This is a genomic window from Paracoccus methylarcula, assembly GCF_003007735.2.
Classification (GTDB): Bacteria; Pseudomonadota; Alphaproteobacteria; order Rhodobacterales; family Rhodobacteraceae; genus Paracoccus; species Paracoccus methylarcula.
The window spans coordinates 183,841-204,702 of record NZ_PXNQ02000006.1 but is presented as its reverse complement, the minus strand read 5'-3'; the positions used below and the strand labels follow the sequence as shown (position 1 = coordinate 204,702).

Below are 20,862 nucleotides of genomic sequence, written 5' to 3'. Positions count from 1 at the left end.
GTTGAACCGGCGCGACTGACGCGATTACGGTGGTAACGGAATGCAAGACAATAACCGCAATCTGATCCTGGCGACAGTTCTGTCGTTCCTGGTGATCCTGGTCTGGTACACCGTCTTTGCGCCCGAACCTCCGGTCGATCAGCAAACCCAGCAGCCGGTTGCCGAGCAGAATGCGGATGGCCTGGCCGTCCCCCCTGCCACTCCGGAAGCGGGCGAGACCGCGACCGACGATCTTGTCGAAGAGCAGGCCGGACCCAGGGCAGAACGGATTCAAATCGATTCACCCTCGCTGGAAGGATCGATTTCCTTGGCCGGCGGGCGTATCGACGACCTGTCGCTGAAGAAATATCAAGAGACGCTGGACGGCAATTCGCCCGATGTCAGGCTGCTGTCCCCGTCCTCCGCGACCGCCGATCCATCGATCGACACGACCGGGGCCAAGCCCTATTACGCTGTCTACGGCTGGACCCCCGGTGCCGGTGTCGATCCTTCGCTGGTCCCTTCCCACTCGACGGTCTGGAGCCTCGAATCCGGCGATACGCTCGCCCCGGGCAAACCCGTCACGCTGGTCTGGAACAACGGCGCGGGCCAGGTTTTCCGCCGCAGCTTCGAACTGGACGAGAATTATCTCTTCACCGTCTCGCAAAGCGTCCAGAACAACGGCGACACCGCGTTCAGCGCCGCCCCCTATGGCATCATCGCCCGTCACGGCAGGCCCGACACCACGAAATTCTTCATCCTGCATGAAGGAGCCGTCGGCATGCAGGACGGCAAGCTGGTCGAGATGGGTTACAAGGACATTGCCGATCTGGACCCGGTCGAGCGCGAGGGCCGCGCCGATGTCGTCACGGTCGAGGAAAACGGCTGGATCGGATTCACGGACAAGTACTGGATGACGACGCTGGCCCCGGCGCCCGGTCAGACATTCACCTCGGTTGTCAAATATGCCGAAGGTGCCGACATCTATCAGACCCAGGCCCGTTATCCGATGCAGACGGTCCAGCCCGGCGCCGAGTGGTCGTCGCAAAGCTATCTGTTCGCCGGTGCCAAGGTCTGGGAGATCATCAAGGGCTATCAGAATACACCCGGCATCGATCGTTTCGTCGATTCGATCGATTGGGGCTGGTTCTATTTCCTGACCAAGCCGATCTTCCAGCTTCTGCACTGGCTGCACGGCTTCATCGGCAATATGGGCTGGTCGATCATCGCCCTGACCTTCATCCTCAAGCTGCTGGTCTTCCCGCTGGCCCGCAAATCCTACATCTCGATGGCGAAGATGAAGGAACTGCAGCCGCAGATGGAAGCCATCAAGGAGCGCATCGGCGACGACCGGATGAAGTTCCAGAAAGAGGTGATGGAGCTTTACAAGAGCCAGAAGGTGAACCCGGCGGCAGGCTGTCTGCCGGTGCTGCTGCAAATCCCGATCTTCTTCTCGCTCTACAAGGTGATCTTTGTCACCATCGAATTGCGCCATGCGCCCTGGATCGGCTGGATCCGCGACCTGTCCGCGCCCGATCCCTCCAGCCTGCTGAACCTGTTCGGCCTGTTGCCCTTTGCCGCACCCGCGCAGGGAACCATGCTGCACTCGATATCGCTGCCGGTGCTGGCGATCCTGCTGGGGGTCAGCATGTGGATGCAGCAAAGGCTCAACCCGGCGCCCACCGATCCGGCGCAGAAGATGATCTTCGCCTGGATGCCGTGGATCTTCATGTTCATGCTGGGCGGCTTCGCCTCGGGGCTGGTGCTGTACTGGATCACCAACAACACCATCACCATCATCCAGCAATATTCAATCATGTCGATGCATGGGCACCGCCCCGACCTGTTTGGCAATATCAAGTCCTCACTGCCGAAACGTCCGCGCAAGGCGTCAAAAGACGGCAACGGCAAGTGACCGCGCGTCTGGCCCATATCCGCCGCCACCCGATCAAGTCGATCGGCGGAGAGGGGCTGGACAGCATCACCCTGCAAGCCGCCCGCCGCCTGCCCGGAGATCGCGAATGGGCGGTCCTGACCGAGGCGGGGGAGCGCAATGCCCGCGGCAGCGAGACCGATGGCGAACCGGATCGCTGGCTGCCGAAATCCTGCTTTCTACGCAGGGTCGCCTCGGCCCCGCTGCAGGCGATCAGCGGCGGCTGGCAGGATGGCCGCCTCGCGTTGCACCAGCCGACGCGCCCCGATCTGAGCTTCGATCCGGAGACCGAAGCCGATCGCCTGATCGACTGGCTGCGCCCGCTCTGGCCCGCCGAGGCACCGGCTCCGACCCGGCTGGTCAGGGGTGCGGGCATCTGGACGGATGTCAAATGGCCTTGGGTCTCGATCCTCTCGCTTGACAGCCTTGCCGCATTGGAAGCCCGAGTTGGCAAGAACCTGGGCATCGCCCGCTGGCGCGGCAATCTCTGGGTCGAGGGATGGGAGCCATTCGCCGAGCGAGACATGATCGGCCGGATCATCCGCATCGGCGAGGCCGAGCTGCGCGTCACCGAACAGATCGGCCGCTGCGATGCGACCAGCGCCGATACGCAGAGCGGCGAGCGAGATCTCGACATGGTCGAGACGCTGGATCGGCTTTACGGGGCGGCCAATTTCGGCATCTATGCCGAGGTTGTCACCGGTGGTGACATAGCCGTTGGAAACGAGGTCATCGCATGAAGGTCGCCTTCCCCGTCGCACCGGAAGCCGAGGCCGAACAGGCGGAGGCCGCCCGCCTGCTTTTCGCGGGCCCGGTCGAGTTTCTCAAGGGCGTCGTCGCGATGGACGGCCTACCCCCTGCCGACCGCCCGGAAATCTGCTTTGCCGGACGCAGCAATGTCGGTAAATCAAGCCTGATCAATGCATTGACGGGACGCAAAGGGATTGCCCGCGCCTCGAACACGCCGGGCCGAACGCAAGAGATCAACTATTTCACCCTTGGCGATCACAGCTATCTCGTCGATCTGCCCGGCTATGGTTTCGCCAAGGCGCCCGTCGCCGTCGTCGCCAAGTGGCAATCCCTGCTGAAATCCTATCTCGCGGGTCGGCCGACCCTGCGCCGCGCCTTTTGCCTGATCGATTCGCGCCACGGCATCAAGCCGGTGGATCACGAGATCATGACGCTTCTCGACCGCTCTGCCGTGCCCTTCCAGGTCGTGCTGACCAAGGCCGACAAGCTTGGACCGAACGCGATCAAGCCGGTGCTGGAACAGGTCGAGACCGAGTTGCAGAAACACCCCGCCGCCTTTCCGCAACTGGTCGTGACCTCGTCGGACAAGGGCCAGGGGATCGCCACGTTGCGCGCGATCATCGCCGCTCTGGACTGATCGCCCTGCCCGTCTTAGGCTCACCCGCGTTGCATAGGGGCCCAAGGATGAGAAAGCAGAAAATGAACCGGGACTGGATCGCCACCGCTCGCACCCTTTCAGAGGCCCTGCCCTATCTGCAGCGCTATTCGAACGCGGTAGTCGTGGTCAAATTCGGCGGCAATGCCATGGGCGACGACAAGGCGATGGAGGAATTCGCCCGCGACATCGTGCTCATGAAGCAAGTCGGCATGCATCCCGTCGTCTGTCATGGCGGCGGTCCGATGATCAACGATCTGCTCGGCAGGCTGGGCATCGAAAGCCGCTTTGTCCGCGGCAAGCGCGTCACCACCAAGGAAACCGTCGAAGTCGTCGAGATGGTGCTGTCGGGCCTTGTCAACAAGCGCATCGTGCAGGCGATCAACGATGCGGGCGGGCGCGCGGTCGGAATTTCGGGCAAGGATGACGACATGATGGTCTGCGAGGCGGACGATCCCGAGCTGGGCTTTGTCGGCCGCCCTGTCGAGATGAACGTGCAGATCATCCGCGACCTGTCCGGCGCCGGAATGATCCCGGTCATCGCCCCGGTCGCGACCGGAATGGAGGATAACGAGACTTTCAACGTCAATGGCGACACGGCGGCAGGCGCCATTGCCGGTGCGTTGCAGGCGGATCGCTTGCTGCTTCTGACCGATGTGGCGGGCGTCAAGAATGCCGCGGGCGAAGTCGTCACGCAACTCAGCCCCGATCAGGCCCGCAGCATGATCGCTGACGGTCAGATCTCGGGCGGCATGATTCCCAAGACCGAAACCGCCCTGAAAGCCATCGAGGAGGGCGTGCGCGCCGTGGTCATCCTGGACGGGCGCAGACCCAATGCCTGCCTTCTCGAATTGTTCACCGAGGACGGGGCGGGCAGCATCATCCGCTCGACCGAACCACGGGTCAAACCGCGCGGGTTGCGGCAGGGTGAAAGCGGTCTCTGAGCCCCGCCTGTCCTATCATGGGGAAGATTTCCCAGAATGCTTGCCCGAATGGCAAAAGCTGTGGCAGGCTGCCTGAACGAATGGCACGGCATATGAGGCAGCTCCCCCATGACCCCGCTTGGATACCGACGACTGATCCTGACCCGCCATGCCAAATCGGCCTGGGACGACCCCACGCTTGCCGATCACGACCGGCCATTGAATGCGCGTGGCCGTCGTTCCGCGCTCGCATTGGGCGACTGGCTGGCGAGCCGCGACTATGAACCAGAGGAGGTTCTCTGCTCCTCCGCCCTCCGCACACGCGAAACATGGGAGGCCGTCGCAAGCGCCATCCTGGAAACTCGTCCGCTGATCCGCATGGAACCCGGGCTCTATCATGCCAGCCCGGAAAAGATGCTGACCATTCTTCGCAGTGCCAGCCATCAGACGGTGATGATGCTGGGGCACAATCCCGGCATCGCGGCTTTCGCCGCCATGCTGCCGGCACGCGTACCGCTTGAACCTGAATTCCGCCGCTATCCCACCGCTGCGACACTGGTCGTCGATTTCCAGATCGACAATTGGTCAGAGGTTGCGCCGGGTCAGGGAAGTGTCATGGATTTCGTGCGACTCGCCGGCCGATAGTCACTGCTCAGGGGGTATCCGGCTCCGGTGTCTCATCCCGGGGCTCTTCCGGTTTCTCGGCCTGCAACGCCAGGACACTCACTGCCGGGTTTTCACCATTTGCCCGCAACTCATCCAGCACACGCGGCAGAAGTTCGGCCGCGGGTGCCCCGGAAGGAGCTGCGGCAACCGCCGTTATCGGCCCCCCGGTCGTCAGCGCGGCCAGCAGGAATGGCGCGGCATCCGGATCGTCATCCGTCACAGGAGCGGAAATGCCGACGCCGAAACTGCGGCCACCCGGTACCTCCCTGCTCTGGCCGGTCAGGTCATAGATCCTTCCGTCCGGAGAGACGAGGAACAGCCACAGGTTTCGCTCCGCATCCGAGCTGACCTTGCCCACCAGTTGAAAACCGGATGCGGCGGATCTGATGCTTGCCGTCAGTTCTGGCGGAACGGCGGGACGTCCGGAAACCTCGCGCAGGAAATTCAGCGCGGGACAATGACCGGCGGCGACCTGTGTTTCGACGACGGCGGGGCGCACGCCGAACGCTTCCTCATACGCATCAACCAGTTCCGAGGCCCCGGAATCAGCCCTGCCGAGAACCGAGATCATACCGGCATTCTGCCCCGAGGCGATCCGGTCGGCAAAACTGCAATCGGGCAGCGGCTGGCTTGCCAGAAACCCCTCGCGGGTCGAGGAATCGCGGGCAACAAGATCACGGGGTTTCTCGGCCTCGACGACCGGCACCTCCTCGCGCGCATTGTCGCGCGTCATCCACCAGGTTCCGGCCCCGGCCATGACCGCCGCGACGGCCAGCACCGCACTGGCGGGGACAATCCAGCCGCTGCGCCCTGACCTGCCCGGCTGAGGAGTGGGCGTTTCATGCCTGGGGGAATAGGCTCCCGGCGCCAAGGCAAAAGGGCTGTCGGAATCCGTCTTCGCCGGATCTCCGGTCAGGGACGGGAAGCTGCCCGGGGCATTGTCTTCCTGCTCCTCCGCCTTGCCGGCAGACCACAAGGGCAGACGATACCGGGAAGGAAGTGTCGCCGGATCGTTCAGCATCCGCAGCACCGCCCTCATATCCTCGGGGCGATGCTGCGGATCTGGTTCAAGCATATGCTGAAGCAGCGGGAACAACCGGTGAGATATGCCGGACAAATCCGGAATCGCCTGCCGGGCGGCCGATGCGGAGACGACCGAGTCGCCCATATCCAGCGGCTTCCCCCGCACGACCATCGCCATCAGAAGCGCAAGCCCGTAAACATCGGTCCGGGGGCCGATCTCGCCCCCCGCATGCCCGAGTTGCTCTGGGGCGATATACTTGAATTTCCCCGCAAAACGCCCCGCCAACCCGTCACCGAGCTCGGTCGAACGGGCAATGCCGAAATCGATCAGCACGGCCTCGTCGATGTGATCGTCCCGCAGGATCACGTTATCGGGGGACAGGTCGCGATGGGTGACGCCGCGCGCATGGGCGCGGTCCAGACCACGGGCAAGGCGCCGCATCAGGGTGAGCGCGGCATCATCCGCCAGCGGGCCATCCTCTTTGACACGCGTGCCCAGATGCCGGCCTTCGACGAATTCCATGATCAGGCAATAGCGCCCCAGCCCGCCATCCAGGACGAAATTGTGGTAACGCACGATGGCTTCGTCGCGAAGCTGCACCAGGACCCGTGCCTCGCGCCTGAACAGGTCAAGCACGGCCTCGTCCCGCGCCAGGTTGGGAAGGATCACCTTTACCGCGACAGGATCGCCGGTGAAGACATTCTCGGCGCGGTAGACCTCCCCCATCCCGCCGGCGCTGACCAGCGACAGGATACGGTAATTATTGTTGATCAGCGTGCCCGGCTCGACCAGCCGCAACTCTCCCCCCTGCGCTTCGGGCTGTTCGCCCATCACCGTGGGTTCCGGAGCCGCTCGCGAAGGTAGGGAACCCTGCGGTTCATCGGAGATCACGGTTTCGCCCGAAGCAGCCTCCGGCGAGGGTTCGGGTGCATCTGCGAACACGGTCCTGTCATCCGCCGGGGCGTCGCCGTCGGGCATTTCGGCAGGTTTCACCAGCATGTCTGGCGATTCACCTTCCGGCAAGGGCGGATCGGTCTTGCGTGAAGGATCGTCCTGGTCGGTCATCGTGCTACTCGTCCTGATCCAGGAAAGCTTCCCGCGCCTCGCAATCCACCACGATCACGCTCACATTGTCCCTTGCGCCGCGCTGCAGGGTGATCGCGATCAGTTCCTCGGCCGTTTCGCGTGCCGATCGCGGCTCCGCCAGCATCCTCGCCAGTTCGGCATCTTCCAGATGTTCGGTCAGCCCGTCCGAACACAGAAGCAGCCGGTCCCCCGGCTTGACGACTCCGCTGACGGTTTCCGGACGCGGTTCGGAACCGATCCCGATGGCGCGCGTGATGACATTCCGGCCCGGCGCGATACGCGCCTCCGCCTCGGTCATCGCGCCAGAGGCGACCATCCGGGCGATCTCGCTATGGTCGCGGGTCAATGGCGTCAATTCGCCATCGCGCAGCAGATATATCCGGCTGTCACCCGCCCAGACACAGCTTAGCTCGGCTTCGTGGATCAGCAGGGCGGCAATGGTCGTCCCGGCGGTGCCCAGATCGTTGTCACGGGCATGCTCGGCGATCCGGTGATGCGCCCGGTCGAGACGTTCCATCACCCGGGCTCGCTGGTCCTGTGCACTGACCGAGACCCCGAGCGAACCCAGTTCCTCGACGATCAGCGCGCTGGCGACATCGCCTGCGGAATGCCCGCCCATGCCATCGGCGACGGCCCAAAGCCCAAACTCGGGGAACGAGGCAATACTGTCCTCGTTATGCGATCTGACGCGGCCCCTGTCGGTCTGCGCCCCGACATGAAATGAGAACAGACGGTTCGCCTCGGTCATGCCACATCCTCCCCTGCATTCGCTTCCCCGGTTTGCTGACCGCCCGCGATCAACCAGCCCAGTTCCGCCAATCCGGGCCAGCCCTGACAGGCCAGAACTCCCGAAGGACGCTCGGCTTCCCCCGCGAACCACCAATAGCTTCGTGCGGCGCTCGCATGCGCATGATCGGCATCCCGCAAATTTCCCAGTAGCGATGCCGGGTCCAATTGCGGGTTGAGCGCCCAGAATGTCGGCCAGGCGGGGCTTTCGGAGGTGGCAGCGGGCAATTCGGATTGCAGCCTTTCAACCATGCTGCGGGGTTCGAATGCCTCGCAATCATGCAAGGAGGCAAGCGCAACCGCAGCCGCATCATAGAAATCCCGCGCCGGTTCCATGATCGGGGCCACGCCGCCCGATTGCGCGACGAGCAGAGGGAACCGCCGCCCCGTCCTGTCACGCGACGGCATCCAAACTCCGCGCAATGCCTGGCCCGCGAGCAGCGCCGGACCTATCCAGAACCCCAGGCACGGTGACCGGTCGAACAGGCCCTGCCAAGCCTCGCCCGCCCATGACCGCCATTCGCCAAGAGCCGATTGCATCCAGTCGCCAAGCGGCTTCAGCGAATCATCAGGCAGTCCCGCAGCGATGAAATCGCCGAAACCGGGATGCTTGCCATAGAGACCTGCGGGGCTCAGTCGATGCTCTGCGGACATTCAAACTCACGAAGTTCGGGCATGGTGAACGGATTGGCCAGCGCATTGATGGTAAAGTCATAGGTGATGTTGCGCCCGTCCAGCATGAAGGTCGCGCGCAGGGTATCGCCGCGCTGCTCCTTGTAGCTGGCGGCATTCAGGAATCCGATGAATGTCCAGGAACTGCCCTCGAACCGCATCACCGAATTGCGCGACAGCGGAGGTGACAATTGCAGAACGGTCGATTTCCCCGATCCCGGCCAGACCACCGTCCGCGGCAGGGACCCGGTTGCCGTCTGCACGACCGTGTCATTGATCGCCAATGCCGCGCTTTCGACGGTCGGATGGGCATCGACCTGCGCCACCGTGATCTCGACCGAAGGCTCGGTGCCGCCGCCGGCGAAAAAGGCTCGGCGAATCCGCTCGGCCCGCTCGAACTGCTTGAGCGCGTTTGAGGAGAGGCGGCTGGTGATCTCCTTGTCCTCACGCCATTTCAGCCCGTTGTCGCCCCGTTCGACATAGGGTTCGAGGAACTCGGTGTAATATTTGTCCATCTCCCCTCCCGGCCCGAAAAAGCGGGAGAAATTGGCGATGGACAGGCTGCGCGATGAATCCGCGAATGGATAGGACGAGGCGATCACGTCGCGGCAGAAGAACGTCACCCGGTCCGTCAACTCGCGATTCATCGTCTCGATACTGGCATCCGACGCGCCTGACCGGAAATCGCCTTCGGCGCGGTCGACCATCCGCGCCAATGGCTCGGGAAGCTGGGAATTATACTGCGTCAGCGTGTTCAGCAATGTGGGCAGGGCCGCGGCCGCCTGGTCGGGATTATGCTCGGCATTCCGCAGATTTTCCCAGATCGCGCCCATATTGCCCAGGAGCGTATCGATAGGCCGCTGGCCCGTTTCGCCTTCGACAAGCAATTGCCAATTCTCGAAGGCCTTAGAGATCGCCTCGATCGGTGCGGTCACGCTGTTGCTTCCGCCCGAACCGCCGCCCCCGCCCCCGGCCTGGTTCTGGACCTTGCCACCCTGCTGGGCAGCCGCATCCAGCAAGATGCGTTGCACACCGCTGGAGCGCGACCGGACACGCGCACCCAATTGCGCGCCAATAGCCCCGGTAACCCCCTCGCCTTCGGCATTGCCGCCTTCTTCTTCGCCGGACAGGGCATCGAGATCGGCACCTTCGAGCTGTTCATATTCCCGGCTGAGGCCGGTTTCGGTCGCGATGGATTTGACCAGTTGCAGGATCGGGGAGGCCTGGGCCGATGCCGCTGTGCCAAGCGCGGCATAGCTTGGCTTGTCCGCCACCATGGAATTCAGCGTCAGATTGTCCAGGACACCGTTCCACGCCGCGATGAACTCGGCCCGGTAGCGCTCCAGCAGATCGCGGTCGAGCCGCGCTAAGCGGTTCTCGATCTCGGCGGAATTGCCCAGGTCGCCCAGAACCCACTGATCCCGGCGCAAATCCTCTCCGACAACGGCAAGCTGATCGTAGAAATAGGACCAGAACCCCTCATAGGTATAAAGTCCCGGAATGGTCAGCGCCGCCAGATCCTGTCCGTCGCGGGTGGTAAAGACCTGCGCGGCCGCGTTTCCGCCCGCAGCGTCCAGAAGGCTCCATTCTTTCAGGCCGGCCGCGATCGCGCCGTCCTTGATGAGCGCATAGGCCTGTTCGTCCAGCGGCAATTGCGCAATGGCGGCGCGGGCACGCTCTACCGTGGCCTGATCCAGATCGACCAGCAGGGTGCGGCTGTCATCCAGGGAAAGCATCGCCGTCAGATGCGTTTTCAGCTGATCGATCAGTTCCAGCCCCGTGCGGCCCGGATATTCCTGCCGCCAGGACTGGTCGAACCATGACAGGATCGCGGCATCGTCTGTCGTCTCCCCCTGCTTGCCCAGCAGCAGGTAGACTTTTAGCGCGCGGTAGATTTCGGTCATCTCGCCCGAAGCGATGATCTGCGGCATCCGGGTTTCGAGGTCGAGGATCAGCCGCGGGCGCAGCATCCGTTCCAATGCCTGGGCATAGCTTTCGGTCGCGACACGGTTCAGGCGGTCGCGCTGACCGAGGCCAAGCCCCTCCCAGAAACCGGGTTCCTGGCTGTCGCCATAACCGGCGGGCATGGATGACAGGTCGTTCAGCAGCGGCACGACGGGGCGCAGATCGGTATCGTCGATCACGTCACGCGACAACTCCTCTTGCGCGGCCATGGCATAGGCCCTGGTTTCGGCCTCGGCGGTGCGGACAAGCTGCAGGTTTTTCCAGTAACTGTAACCCAACGCGGCCACGGCGCCCAAGGTGATCACCGCAATCGCCGACAAGGCGGCGGTGCGGATCGCGAATGCGCGGCGCACCGCCTTGAGATCATGCGACACCCAGCCCTGTTCCGGGAAGATCACCCGGCGCAGAAGGTCGTGGATGAAGAAGCTCTTGCCCCGCCCGGACATGAAGGCCGCCTGAAAGCCCATCGGCGCGTCATGGGGCTGGATCGCGCCCAGCACCTGGTCGACCGGGGTGCCTTCCTGCGTGCCCGAGGTGAAATAGAAACCCCGCAGGATGGCATTGGTCTTGTAGCGCGTGGGCTCGAAGACCTTGCGCAGGAAGCCCGAGACATTGTCGCGCAAGAGCGCCATCTGGCCGGGCAGACCAAAGATCGCGATACGCGCCACGCCGTCTGGTTCCTCGGACAGCCGGTCGATGATCTCATCCGACAGCCGCGACACCAGCCGGTCGAACTCGGCGGGCACGGCCTCGTGGGTGATTGCCTTGCGGTCCTTGTTCTGGAAGGTCACACCCCAGACCAGCTTGCGGCGGTTCAGGCTGAAACTGGAGAAATATTCGCGGAAACCCGCGATCAGGTCCGCCTTGGTGAACATGACATAGACCGGGAAATCGATCTTGAGCTGTTCATGCAGTTCCGCCAGGCGGGCACGGACGATCTCGGCATGATGGGTCAGCGAGGACGCATCCTCGCGCATCATGTCCTCGACCGAGAAGGACAGGATCACACCATTGATCGGGCGGTTCGGACGAGTGCGTTTCAGCAGATCGAGAAACGAGTCCCAGCTTGCCTTGTCCGCCACGGAATCGCTGTCCTGCGTGGTATAGCGCCCCGCCGTGTCGATCAGCACCGCCTCTTCGGCGAACCAGAAATCCATGTTCCGCGTGCCGCCAAAACCCGACACCGCCTGATCATGGGCCAGCGGGAAATCCAGCCCGGAATTGGTCAGCGCCGTCGTCTTGCCCGCGCCGGGGGGGCCGATGATGACATACCAGGGCAGATCGTAAAGCGAGGACGCGCCGCCGGATTTCTTCAGGACCGCCAGCGCTTCCTGCATCTTTTCTGCAAGGATCTTGCCGTCGCCCTCGGGCTCGGGGGGAACCAGCGCCTCCTCGATCTCGCGGGCGGCACGGACCCGGCGGCGCCAGCGGATGAACAGGATCAGGAAGAAGACGAACAGGACCGTGCCGATGATCGTCAGCCGCAGCCACAGGGTCGTCAGCGGCCCCCATCCCGTCATCGGACCGCCGATCCAGACGGCGACGCACAGGGCGATGATGCCAAGGATCGTTACCGTCCAGCGCCACCACGCATGTTTACGCCAGCGCGGAAAGCGGATGTTCAGCCCCAGCAGTCTCAATTCTGTGCCTCCGTCTCGGCGGGTTCTTCCGGCGCGGCTTCCACTTCGCCATCGGAGGGCGCGCTGTCATAAGTGCCCTCGCGCGCCAGCATGATCTCGACCCGGCGGTTCTCGGACCGGCCCTCGGGCGTCGCGTTGTCGGCGACCGCTTCATCCTCGCCGCGCCCCTCGACCGCCACCCGGTCCGGATCGGACAGCAACGGGGCCAGCACCCCCGCCACCCCCTCGGCACGCGCGGTGGAAAGCTGGTAATTGTCCTTGAACCTGCCACGCCCCGACATCGGCACGTTATCGGTATGCCCCTCGATCAGGATCGGGCCGTTTTCGCCGTTAAGTACCTCGGCGATACGACCAGCCAGGTCCGCGAAGCCCGGCTTCACCTCGACCGCGCCGGTATCGAACAATTGCAGGTTGCCGACCCGGATGGCGATGTAATCTCCCTTGGCCTCGACCTTGACCAGACCGTCGGAAATCTCGTCCGAAAAGGCCGAGCGGATACGATCGAGCTGTGGAATTTCAGCCACATAGGCGGTTGCGGCGGCGGTGCGGTCGACCTGGATGATCGGCACGCCGTGATGCAACTTGCGCATCGCCTCGGCCGCTTCGGCACCGTCGCGGTTGATCAGCGTGACGAAGACCGCGAAAATGGCGACCGCCGCCGCCGCCGAAATGCCCATCACCGCCGGGATCGGAATCGCGCCAAAGCGGCGGCCGCGGCCCTGCATCACCGGCCCCCACATGACCGAGATATCCTCGTCCGGGCGCGGATGAACCCGGCGCAGGCTCTCATAGATGGCGCTGCGGATACGGGCCAGCTCGGCCGCGCCATTGGGCGCGGTGCGGAATTGCCCCTCGAAGCCGAGCGAAAGGCAGACCAGCATCAATTCCAGAAGATTATATTGTTGCGCGGGGGCCTGCATGGCTTTCTCGGCCTCTTGAAAGAAACCGACGCCCGAATCGCGCTTGTGAAAGAACCGCGCGACCATCGAATATTGCTGCCAGTCGCCGCGGGCACTGCCCGGCAGGTTCTGCACGATATCGTCCGCCGTGCCCGACAGCGCATACTTCGCCACCAGAGCCTCATGCGGCTGACGCCATTGGCCAGCGCATTCCGCTCGAAACGGTCGATCTCGCGCGTCACATGCTCCATCAGCGGAGCGACCTGCAATTCGACCAGCCCGGTGCGCAGACGGCCCAAAAGGATCAGCAGGCTGGCCGCGGAAGCCAGCAAGGGATTGGCGGATGATGCCGCGCCCAGATCGCGGACATTCAGGGCTTCCTGCAGGGCAATTCGCGGCGCCTGACGGGCAGGCTGCTGCTGGTTGGAATGAGCTATGTCCGGAAAGAACCCCCGCGAATCCGATCCCGCCGCCCGGCCGATCTGCGAGGGATCGGCGCTTGGTGCCGGAGCGGGTGCCGGACGGCCCAGCCAGGTCTGCCCACTTTGGGCCGAGCCTCCGAAGGGCGAGGCATTCGGCGCACTTTCACCGAAAGGCGAGGCCGACCCACGTTGCGGCTGACCGAAGGGCGAGGCCCCCTGCCCGCCCAGTGGCTGCTGCGCGGGACGCCCCCAGGCATCGCTGGCCGGCGGCTGCCGCTCCCCCGGAGGAGAAGAGGCGGGACGTTGACCGAATGGCGTGCCGCCGGGCACGGGCCCGCCGAATACCGTCTTGTCATCATCGTCATCGCCAGCCATCACGACCTCTCGGGCACGGCCCACAGTTCCAGCTTGAGATGCGGCCAATCACCGGCGAAATGCATCCCGATCGCGGGCGCCGTCGAAAATTCGCGCCACAGGGGCGAGTTCTTTTCGAGCCGGAAATAAACATTCGAGGACAACACCCGGATCTGCCGGGGCGGGTTGGGCAGATGCTGCAAGCCGATACCCGGCAGGTTGTTGTTCACGATCTCGGACATCCGGGTGTTGGGTCCGACCTTGCAAAGCTCGGGGAACTGGCGTTGCACCTCGGTCAGGGGCTTGGCGCTCTCGACCTCGATCACGAAGCTCGCCTCGCGGAACAGGTTGCGGTCGCGCACCTCGGCCAGGTAGGAATTCTGCCGCACTTCGCGCAGCGGCAAACGGATCGCACGGCCCACATCGCGCGACAGCAGCCGCTGGATATCCGCGACGATCTGCGAGAACGCCTCTTTCGGGTCGTCGTGATCATAGGGTGGGTAATCCGGCGCATGGCGGTTGCCACTGTCGAATGTCGCCAATTCTCCGGCCAGTGCAACCAGCTCGCGATAGAGTGCCTCGGGATGGACCGAGAAGGTCCGCGACATATGCCGCAACACGCCGATCTGACGGTTCAGCGCCATCAGCATGAGGTAATCGCTGGCCTGCAGACCGCCGCCTGCCGAAGGATCGGTGGCATAGCGCGCCAGGCTTTCCAGCCGAGCCTCGATCCAGCCGATCACACGGGTGAGATAGCCCAGGATCTGCGGATGCGCACCGATCACCAGGGAAGGCGGCGGAAAGGTCTCGTCCAGCGTCACGACGCCGTCGCGCACCTCGGTGATCCGGGCCAGGCGCAGGTTCTGGTAACCGGGACGCGGGGTCTTGCGGATGGCAAGCTCCAGCCGCGGGACGGCCAGTTCCAGCACCTGCTCGGTCCGCATGGACGAGGCCGAATCGCTGACCGTCTCGGTCACGATGCCCCAACGGGTCGTGGCCCCCTCGTCATCATAGGGGGCAGTATCACGCATGTTCGGCGAACTGTCGGGCAGGGTCAGCCAGACGAACTGCCCCGCCGCATCCTCGGGCACGGGAACGGCAACCGGCAACGGGGCCGTGTCGGGCGCATCGAATGGTGTGCCGTCAGGCATGATGCCCGATACCGCACGAAGCGAAATCATGCCTTGCTGCGCCTGATCCCGATCAACGACCAGCTCACCCACCCCCCATGGATAGGGCGTGATAAGCCGGGTGCGCGCGTGGATCAGGTGCTCGTGATAGCGGTCCGCCTGCTGCAGATGCTGGGGCTGCATGAACAGCCCCTCTTTCCAGGCGACCTTGCTGAACCAGGACATGCGGGTTTGGCCCCCAATCTCTTATCGAATGCGACGAGATACCCGAAGGACTTTCCGCCAACCGGACATCACTCTGTTAATGCGGCAAGACTAAGCAAATGGACCGCTGATGCCAATCAGAATTGCAAACGCAGTTGACCGGTCAGGCCCACGCTTTCCAACCCGTCCCCCGTACGCGCATCCAGCCGGGCGCTGGCGCTGAACTGCCGGGGGCGCAAGCCAGGGCCGGGCTGCAACACCTTGACGTAATTCGCGCCAAGGCTGACTTCGCCATATGTTCCCAGGTGATCCGTCGTCAATCGCTGCGGCTCGAAACTCTCGTCATCCGGTCGAGAGAAATACGATATGCCCGGATCGGCGAAGTCCTTGTAAACCGTGCCGGTCGCAAAGGCATAGATGGCCGAGTTCGATTCAGGTCGGACAAAAGTTTTCGCAATCGTTGCCCCGGCGAAACCGATCTTGGATTCGTTGTCCTCGAAATCGAGTTGGAAGCCTTCCGAGAATTCGATCGAATCCGTCGACAGGCGCGAATAGGCAAAGCCACATTCGGCACGACCGTCCAACCGTCATCCCCCACGGAAAAGAGGTAGCTGAACGAACCGCTCAGCGTGCCGCCGGTGCTGGCGAAATCAGCCTTGTCCAGCCCCAGTCCCGCACCGGTCACCGGCTTGTTCTCGATCGTGAAATCCGTCCGTTCATAGCGATATTGCAGATCGGCCTGCATCCGCCCCTTGGTTGCCGTCGCGTAGATACCCGCATAGAGCTGGTCGAAATCGACCTCATTCCTGCTTCTCAACTGCCGGGTGACATTCCGGGAATCGCGACCATCCACGGCATAGACCGGCTGCGTCGTATCGCCCTGGTTCACCCCCAGGAAACCGCCGAAGGACATGTTCCATCCGGCGTAACGATTATCGAAACATGCGAAATCCGTTCCGACCTGCATTCCGTAATATGTCGCATCGACCGTGCTGTCGATCTTGCTGACACCATTGTCGGTCGCCCCGGTCGCCTTTGCGTAACCACCGGTCCCGCGCCCCCAGCTACCGACACCGCAAGGCTTTTCCGGATCCTCGAAGGCCAGCCCGGTCACGAACGGGCTCGTCGGCCGGTTGACCACCGAACCGATCAGGGATTGCGTCAGTTTCACATTGCCGAACACGGCCCCGATCGCCGGGTTGATACTGTTGATCAAATACACGTCGCCATGCGCACCGTCCTGTTCGACCGAATAGACCAGCTTCTCGGAAGCGGTGTCCGTGGGATTATAGCTATAGGTGAAATTGTTCTGCGCACCCAGACCGTCCTCGACATTCAGAAGCGCCACTCTCTCGCCGATCCGCGTCGCACCCGCTTCACCGATATAGTTCAATTGCAACTCGTAGTGGCCGGTGGCGGCGCCCCCCCTGACATCGATGCGATCCGCGGTGAAATCGCTCAGGTTGACATCCAGCGCATATATCCCGTTCCCCGACAATCCGCCTGTCGTGAGAACATCCCCCGTCCGGTCTGCGCCCTGCAGGCTTACGATTTCGTTATTGTGCAGCACTCCTCCGACTTCGGCGCCATTTCCCGCAACCACGATACCATCATTCACCAGGTTACCGGTCAGCCTGCCGCCAAGCCGAAGCTGCACGTCCTGCAAGACATGGGTGCGCTTGGCGTTCACCGCATTGTCCAGGATGTAATTCTGCCCAAGAGACAATGTCCCGCCGATATTGACCCCGTCCGACAGCGCAAGCGTCCCGTCCAGGTAGTCCAGGTCGCCCGTGACCGTTCCGCCGACAACCGCCTCGCCGGTCGTCACGAGCGAGCCATCGAGCAGTCCGGACTGTCCAAAATAGCCCGAATTATCCACATCCCCGGCCAACGCGCCCGCGACGGTGATCCGTCCATTGTTATCCACCCCGTTGGTGGCGCTCAGGGTATCATCGGATCCGACCAGGAACTTCCCGTCATTCAGAAGGCTGTCTACCGAGAGTTTCCCATCGATATTGAGCGTTCCGGACTGGGAATGCGTCAATTTCCCGGTGATCACGCCCGATCCGTTCAGTGCGCCCGAATTCGTCATGCTGCCAACGATTTTGCCCCCGGACAGATCCGTTGTCGCGTCAGCCTTGTTGTTCAGCCCCGCCTCAAGGGTTCCGGCAATCCACAATGTGCCCTGGTTATTCACCATGCTGTCCGATTGCAGAGTGTCTTCCCCGTTCACCTCTACGCGGCCGGTATTCTTCAGGCCCGTGACCGACAAATCGCCGCCGGTGGTCAGCAGGCCGGCATTCTTCACCTCACCGATGGTGCCGCCAAGGGTGGCCTTTCCCTCCGGTGTATTGCTGAGAGCGCCGTTGATCGTTGCGGTTCCGGTCAGTTTCGCCGAATTCCTCACATCGCCATTGATCGTTCCGTCGGACAGCGTCGTCGTCCCGCCTGAGTTTTTCAGGTTCCCATCGATCGCCCCGGAGACGTCCAGATCGCCTTCGTTCACAACGGGATTTTCCGCCGAGATCAGTCTCCCGGCAACCTGCATCTGCCCGGTTCCCTCATTCATGATCTTGTCGGCCGAGACGGACCTGCCCGCTTCGATGATCAACCCGCCGGAATTGGTAAGCGCTCCGACATCATGCAGGTTGCCATCCGAATCCGCATCACTTGTCACCAGCAGGGAACCCCGGTTGTCGATGTCGCTGCCTTGCCCATCGACATCGGCGGAAATCGTTATCTGACCGGCGGCGTTATTGATCAGATCACCAGATATCGCTCCGTCTTCACTGTAATTCAGATTGACGCTGTTCAACACCGTTCCGATCAGCTCGACCCGATCCACATCGATAGTGGAGCCTTTGTTCAAAGCGATCTCATCTGCGATGATGGTCAGGAAACTACTTTCATCGCCGACATTGATATCCGATGCGTTGGTGAAATTGCCGTCGATATCCAGCGTCGCACCGACTCCCACACCGCTCAACTTGATCGTGCCGTTATTGGTCAGGCTGCCGGAGATGGTTGAACTCGACCGGATATCGACCAGCCCGCCGTCATTGTTCCTGACAGCTCCGGTGATCGTACCGCCATTCAGCCGCACCACTCCGCCATCCTCGTTATCGAGGTTCCTCTCTGTCGAAAGCGCGCCTGAAACAACAATCAAGCCCGAATTCTTGATGTCGCCCGCGATCGTCATCGTATCCGCTTCCCCGACGATCAATTGACCCCGCGGCACCGCCGGATCGGCTTGCGGATCGCCCGCGGTGATCGTCACGGCACCGGTAATTGTTCCCGATCCGCGTATCCTGCCCGCATTCACCACATCGCCGTCAATCGTTCCATCCGACAGGATCAGGACCGCACCGGTGTTGTTGTTGATATCCCCGTCCGCTGAAAGCGCGCCCGAAACGGTAATCCTGTCATTGTTTTCGGAATCCTCCATCGAGGTCAGGGAAAGCGTATCCCCAACCTCGATCAGTATCTTGTCGTTATTCGTCAGGCTTCCGGCCGACAGGGACTCATCGATATCGATGGTTCCGCCCTGATACGTCAGCCTGCCGGTGATCTCGCCGGACAAATCCAGCAGCGACCCGGTATTTATCAAATCCCCGTCGATCGTGCCCGCCCCTTGCAGCGTTCCGGCGTTCTGCAGACCGGCAGTGATCAAGCCGCCGTCCAGCCATATCTGCCCGTCAGGAGTGTTGATAAAACTATCCAATGCCGTGATCGAGCCGCCGGCCAGCGTCATGTCACCGTAATTGTTGACAATGGTCGCCGATAGCATGCCGATCTTGCCCTCGAGCGCGGAAACGGTCAGGCTGTCCCAGTTGTCCAACGTACCGAGATCCTCGAGCGTGGCGCGCGATCCGTCATCCGTCGCCTCTACCGTCATTCTGCCCCGGTTGACGATGTTCTGGTTGCCCCCAACAACCTCGGTTCGGAATTCCAATATGCCGGATTCGGTATTTGTCAGCATGCCGAACAATTTTGCTCCGGCTGACGGGTAAAGATATGTCAGATCCCCGGAATTTGTCACGACCCCGTCCAGAACCACGGCCCCGACATCGATATCCGATTCTTTTCCAAGACGGATGGTCTTCGCCTCGATCGTCAGCGTACTACTATGGGTCACCCGGACATCTATCTTGCCGTTGTTCAGAAACACCCCGCCTCCATCATCAGGATTGGCGGGGTCCGGATTAATGACGCGCAAAGTCGAATGCGACTGGTTGGTGGTGAGATTGATCAGCCCGTCATTTGTCAACCTGCCGGTTATGTCGGTCTCCGTATTTCCCTTGACCCGGATCGTACCCATTTCTTCATCCGGACCACCATTATTCACCAGATTCCCGATGATCGTGGCGTCGTTCAGCAGCAAGCCTGCCCCCGGATTATTCAGGATCTGGCCAGTAGCTTCCAGCGTTCCATTCTCCACCACCATCACACCATTGTTCACGATATTCCCATTCGTGCCCGCCGTGGGGGCCGAGGTGCGCAGGGTCTTGCCATCATCGATGATGACTGTGGGCTTTTCGAAAATTTCGTGACCTGGCTTTGGCTCATCAAAGAAATTGTTCGTGAAGCTTCCCACAACCAACACGCCATCCGTGTCGAGGTTGAGCGTGGATCCGTCCTCCTGCGTCAGGTTTCCGGTGATCACGCCGGTCCCCTTTACATACAGGTCTCCGAAATTCCCGACATCGGGGCTGTCGAGCGTGTCCTGGTTATTGATCGTTATCGTGCCGTGGTTGGCAAGATATCCCGTCCCCAGCACACCATTGATATCGTCTAGCGCGGAACCGGTCTCTATCTCTCCCTTCAGGTGATTGGTGACGGTGCCAGCTATCCTTCCGTAGCCATTCAATGTCGCCGAGGGAATCGTCTCGATCTCTTCTTCCGGTGTTTCAGGCTCGACATGGATCGAATTCTGGACGCCATTGGTGACAGAAAGCGTCTCATTACTGAGATGGATGATTCCGGAATCATTTTCCAATGCGCCCTTGATGGTCCCGCTTCCTGACAGCTCGGCCCCATCGAGATTCGTCACATCGCCGATATGACTGCCATCGAGATCCGTTCTGCCGAAATTCTTCAACTCGCCGGTCGTGGTGCCGGTGCTGCTGAACCGAGCGCCAGTTTCGACGGTAAGGTCGTCCATCATCCGGGTATCGCCAGAGGATTGCGAGTTGCCGGTATAATGCACCCATTGCTCGCTATCCTCGGGTTCACCATCTCCTATTATGATACTACCAGCCAAGGCAGCACTGACAGTGAGCGATTCCCCCGGCCCGGCCTGATTGTTCAGCCTCACCGTCTTGTCATGCTCCCCGATCACCCCTCCGGCGAGCGTATAAGATCCTGAATCGAGGCGGATTTCCTCCGGAACGATGGACTCGTCTCCGGTATAGGTGAGAATCACCCCCGCGCTATTGGCCCCTTTCGTCAGCACGGCCGTGACACCGTTCTTCCATTCCCGGGCCACTCCGTTCCCATCCTTAAACCAGATCTTGTCGGCCGGTGACCATGAACCCGTCACGGGAAACCAGCCGGTTTGGCCCTCTCCCTGGGTGTTATCCAGGTAATAATCCTGACCCTGCCCGATCGCCGGGGCGACAAGCGTTCCAATCCCGATCAATGCGGTCGAAAGCAGCAGGCGAGAGCGGAGGATCGGACGGCGAAGGTTGAATGGACGGCTATACATCTTCAAATCGACTCTCATAATCACGCGGCACGGATGTCAAAGTATTAATTCTCAATGAATACCGCGCCAG

14 protein-coding genes are annotated in these 20,862 nt (G+C 62.1%); 6 read left to right on the top strand and 8 right to left on the bottom strand.

The window, feature by feature from the left end; all coding sequences use genetic code 11:
* The first annotated feature begins 40 nt into the window (after positions 1-40).
* The 5 genes from yidC to A7A09_RS11350 all read left to right on the top strand — a co-directional run bounded on the left by yidC (position 41) and on the right by A7A09_RS11350 (position 4,885).
* Positions 41-1,894 (top strand): membrane protein insertase YidC, encoded by a 1,854-nt coding sequence (yidC, locus tag A7A09_RS11370; RefSeq protein WP_106691517.1) that lies wholly within the window; start codon positions 41-43, stop codon positions 1,892-1,894.
* Positions 1,891-2,652 carry an MOSC domain-containing protein gene (locus A7A09_RS11365; RefSeq protein WP_106691516.1) on the top strand — a complete coding sequence of 254 codons (762 nt, stop codon included), beginning with the start codon at positions 1,891-1,893 and terminating at the stop codon, positions 2,650-2,652. Before yidC ends, A7A09_RS11365 begins: the two co-directional genes overlap by 4 nt.
* Positions 2,649-3,299 carry a ribosome biogenesis GTP-binding protein YihA/YsxC gene (yihA, locus tag A7A09_RS11360; RefSeq protein ID WP_106691515.1) on the top strand — a complete coding sequence of 217 codons (651 nt, stop codon included), beginning with the start codon at positions 2,649-2,651 and terminating at the stop codon, positions 3,297-3,299. The genes A7A09_RS11365 and yihA overlap by 4 nt, the downstream gene beginning before the upstream one ends.
* A gap of 62 nt (positions 3,300-3,361) precedes the next feature.
* Positions 3,362-4,261, top strand: coding sequence for an acetylglutamate kinase (gene argB / locus A7A09_RS11355; RefSeq protein WP_106691514.1), 900 nt, complete (start codon positions 3,362-3,364; stop codon positions 4,259-4,261).
* A 108-nt stretch (positions 4,262-4,369) separates the two neighbouring features.
* Positions 4,370-4,885 carry a SixA phosphatase family protein gene (locus tag A7A09_RS11350; protein ID WP_106691513.1) on the top strand — a complete coding sequence of 172 codons (516 nt, stop codon included), beginning with the start codon at positions 4,370-4,372 and terminating at the stop codon, positions 4,883-4,885.
* Between the two features lie 7 nt (positions 4,886-4,892).
* Here the strand turns inward: A7A09_RS11350 and A7A09_RS11345 are convergent, their stop codons facing one another.
* Genes A7A09_RS11345 through A7A09_RS11325 form a run of 5 tightly spaced genes read right to left on the bottom strand, consistent with a single transcriptional unit; the run spans position 4,893 to position 13,152 of the window.
* Positions 4,893-6,995, bottom strand: coding sequence for a serine/threonine-protein kinase (locus A7A09_RS11345; RefSeq protein WP_106691512.1), 2,103 nt, complete (start codon positions 6,993-6,995; stop codon positions 4,893-4,895).
* Between the two features lie 4 nt (positions 6,996-6,999).
* Positions 7,000-7,764, bottom strand: coding sequence for a PP2C family protein-serine/threonine phosphatase (locus A7A09_RS11340; RefSeq protein WP_106691511.1), 765 nt, complete (start codon positions 7,762-7,764; stop codon positions 7,000-7,002).
* Positions 7,761-8,456 (bottom strand): type VI secretion system-associated protein TagF, encoded by a 696-nt coding sequence (gene tagF / locus A7A09_RS11335; RefSeq protein WP_106691510.1) that lies wholly within the window; start codon positions 8,454-8,456, stop codon positions 7,761-7,763. Before tagF ends, A7A09_RS11340 begins: the two co-directional genes overlap by 4 nt.
* Entirely contained in the window at positions 8,435-12,079 is a 3,645-nt protein-coding gene (gene tssM / locus A7A09_RS11330) for a type VI secretion system membrane subunit TssM (protein WP_106691509.1), read from the bottom strand. Before tssM ends, tagF begins: the two co-directional genes overlap by 22 nt.
* Positions 12,076-13,152, bottom strand: a complete 1,077-nt coding sequence (locus A7A09_RS11325) for a DotU/TssL family secretion system protein (RefSeq protein WP_106691508.1) — start codon at positions 13,150-13,152, stop codon at positions 12,076-12,078. Before A7A09_RS11325 ends, tssM begins: the two co-directional genes overlap by 4 nt.
* 261 nt (positions 13,153-13,413) lie before the next feature.
* Between A7A09_RS11325 and A7A09_RS11315 the strand changes: the two genes are divergently transcribed.
* On the top strand, positions 13,414-13,599 hold the full coding sequence (locus tag A7A09_RS11315) for a hypothetical protein (protein WP_106691506.1): 186 nt from the start codon (positions 13,414-13,416) through the stop codon (positions 13,597-13,599).
* A gap of 175 nt (positions 13,600-13,774) precedes the next feature.
* Here A7A09_RS11315 and tssK read toward each other — a convergent pair whose 3' ends face one another.
* The 3 genes from tssK to A7A09_RS11300 form a co-directional block, all read right to left on the bottom strand.
* Entirely contained in the window at positions 13,775-15,109 is a 1,335-nt protein-coding gene (tssK, locus tag A7A09_RS11310) for a type VI secretion system baseplate subunit TssK (protein ID WP_106691505.1), read from the bottom strand.
* A gap of 116 nt (positions 15,110-15,225) precedes the next feature.
* Entirely contained in the window at positions 15,226-15,408 is a 183-nt protein-coding gene (locus tag A7A09_RS11305; RefSeq protein ID WP_106691504.1) for a hypothetical protein, read from the bottom strand.
* Entirely contained in the window at positions 15,405-20,792 is a 5,388-nt protein-coding gene (locus A7A09_RS11300) for a hypothetical protein (protein WP_106691503.1), read from the bottom strand. Before A7A09_RS11300 ends, A7A09_RS11305 begins: the two co-directional genes overlap by 4 nt.
* Positions 20,793-20,862: the final 70 nt, after the last annotated feature.

Excerpts from the sequence above, each read along its gene's own strand:
- yidC (WP_106691517.1), top strand. The coding sequence starts at position 41 with ATGCAAGACAATAACCGCAATCTGATCCTGGCGACAGTTCTGTCGTTC.
- yihA (WP_106691515.1), top strand. The coding sequence starts at position 2,649 with ATGAAGGTCGCCTTCCCCGTCGCACCGGAAGCCGAGGCCGAACAGGCG.
- argB (WP_106691514.1), top strand. The coding sequence starts at position 3,362 with ATGAACCGGGACTGGATCGCCACCGCTCGCACCCTTTCAGAGGCCCTG.
- A7A09_RS11350 (WP_106691513.1), top strand. The coding sequence starts at position 4,370 with ATGACCCCGCTTGGATACCGACGACTGATCCTGACCCGCCATGCCAAA.
- A7A09_RS11345 (WP_106691512.1), bottom strand. The coding sequence starts at position 6,995 with ATGACCGACCAGGACGATCCTTCACGCAAGACCGATCCGCCCTTGCCG.
- A7A09_RS11340 (WP_106691511.1), bottom strand. The coding sequence starts at position 7,764 with ATGACCGAGGCGAACCGTCTGTTCTCATTTCATGTCGGGGCGCAGACC.
- tagF (WP_106691510.1), bottom strand. The coding sequence starts at position 8,456 with ATGTCCGCAGAGCATCGACTGAGCCCCGCAGGTCTCTATGGCAAGCAT.
- A7A09_RS11315 (WP_106691506.1), top strand. The coding sequence starts at position 13,414 with ATGTCCGGAAAGAACCCCCGCGAATCCGATCCCGCCGCCCGGCCGATC.
- tssK (WP_106691505.1), bottom strand. The coding sequence starts at position 15,109 with ATGTCCTGGTTCAGCAAGGTCGCCTGGAAAGAGGGGCTGTTCATGCAG.
- A7A09_RS11300 (WP_106691503.1), bottom strand. The coding sequence starts at position 20,792 with ATGTATAGCCGTCCATTCAACCTTCGCCGTCCGATCCTCCGCTCTCGC.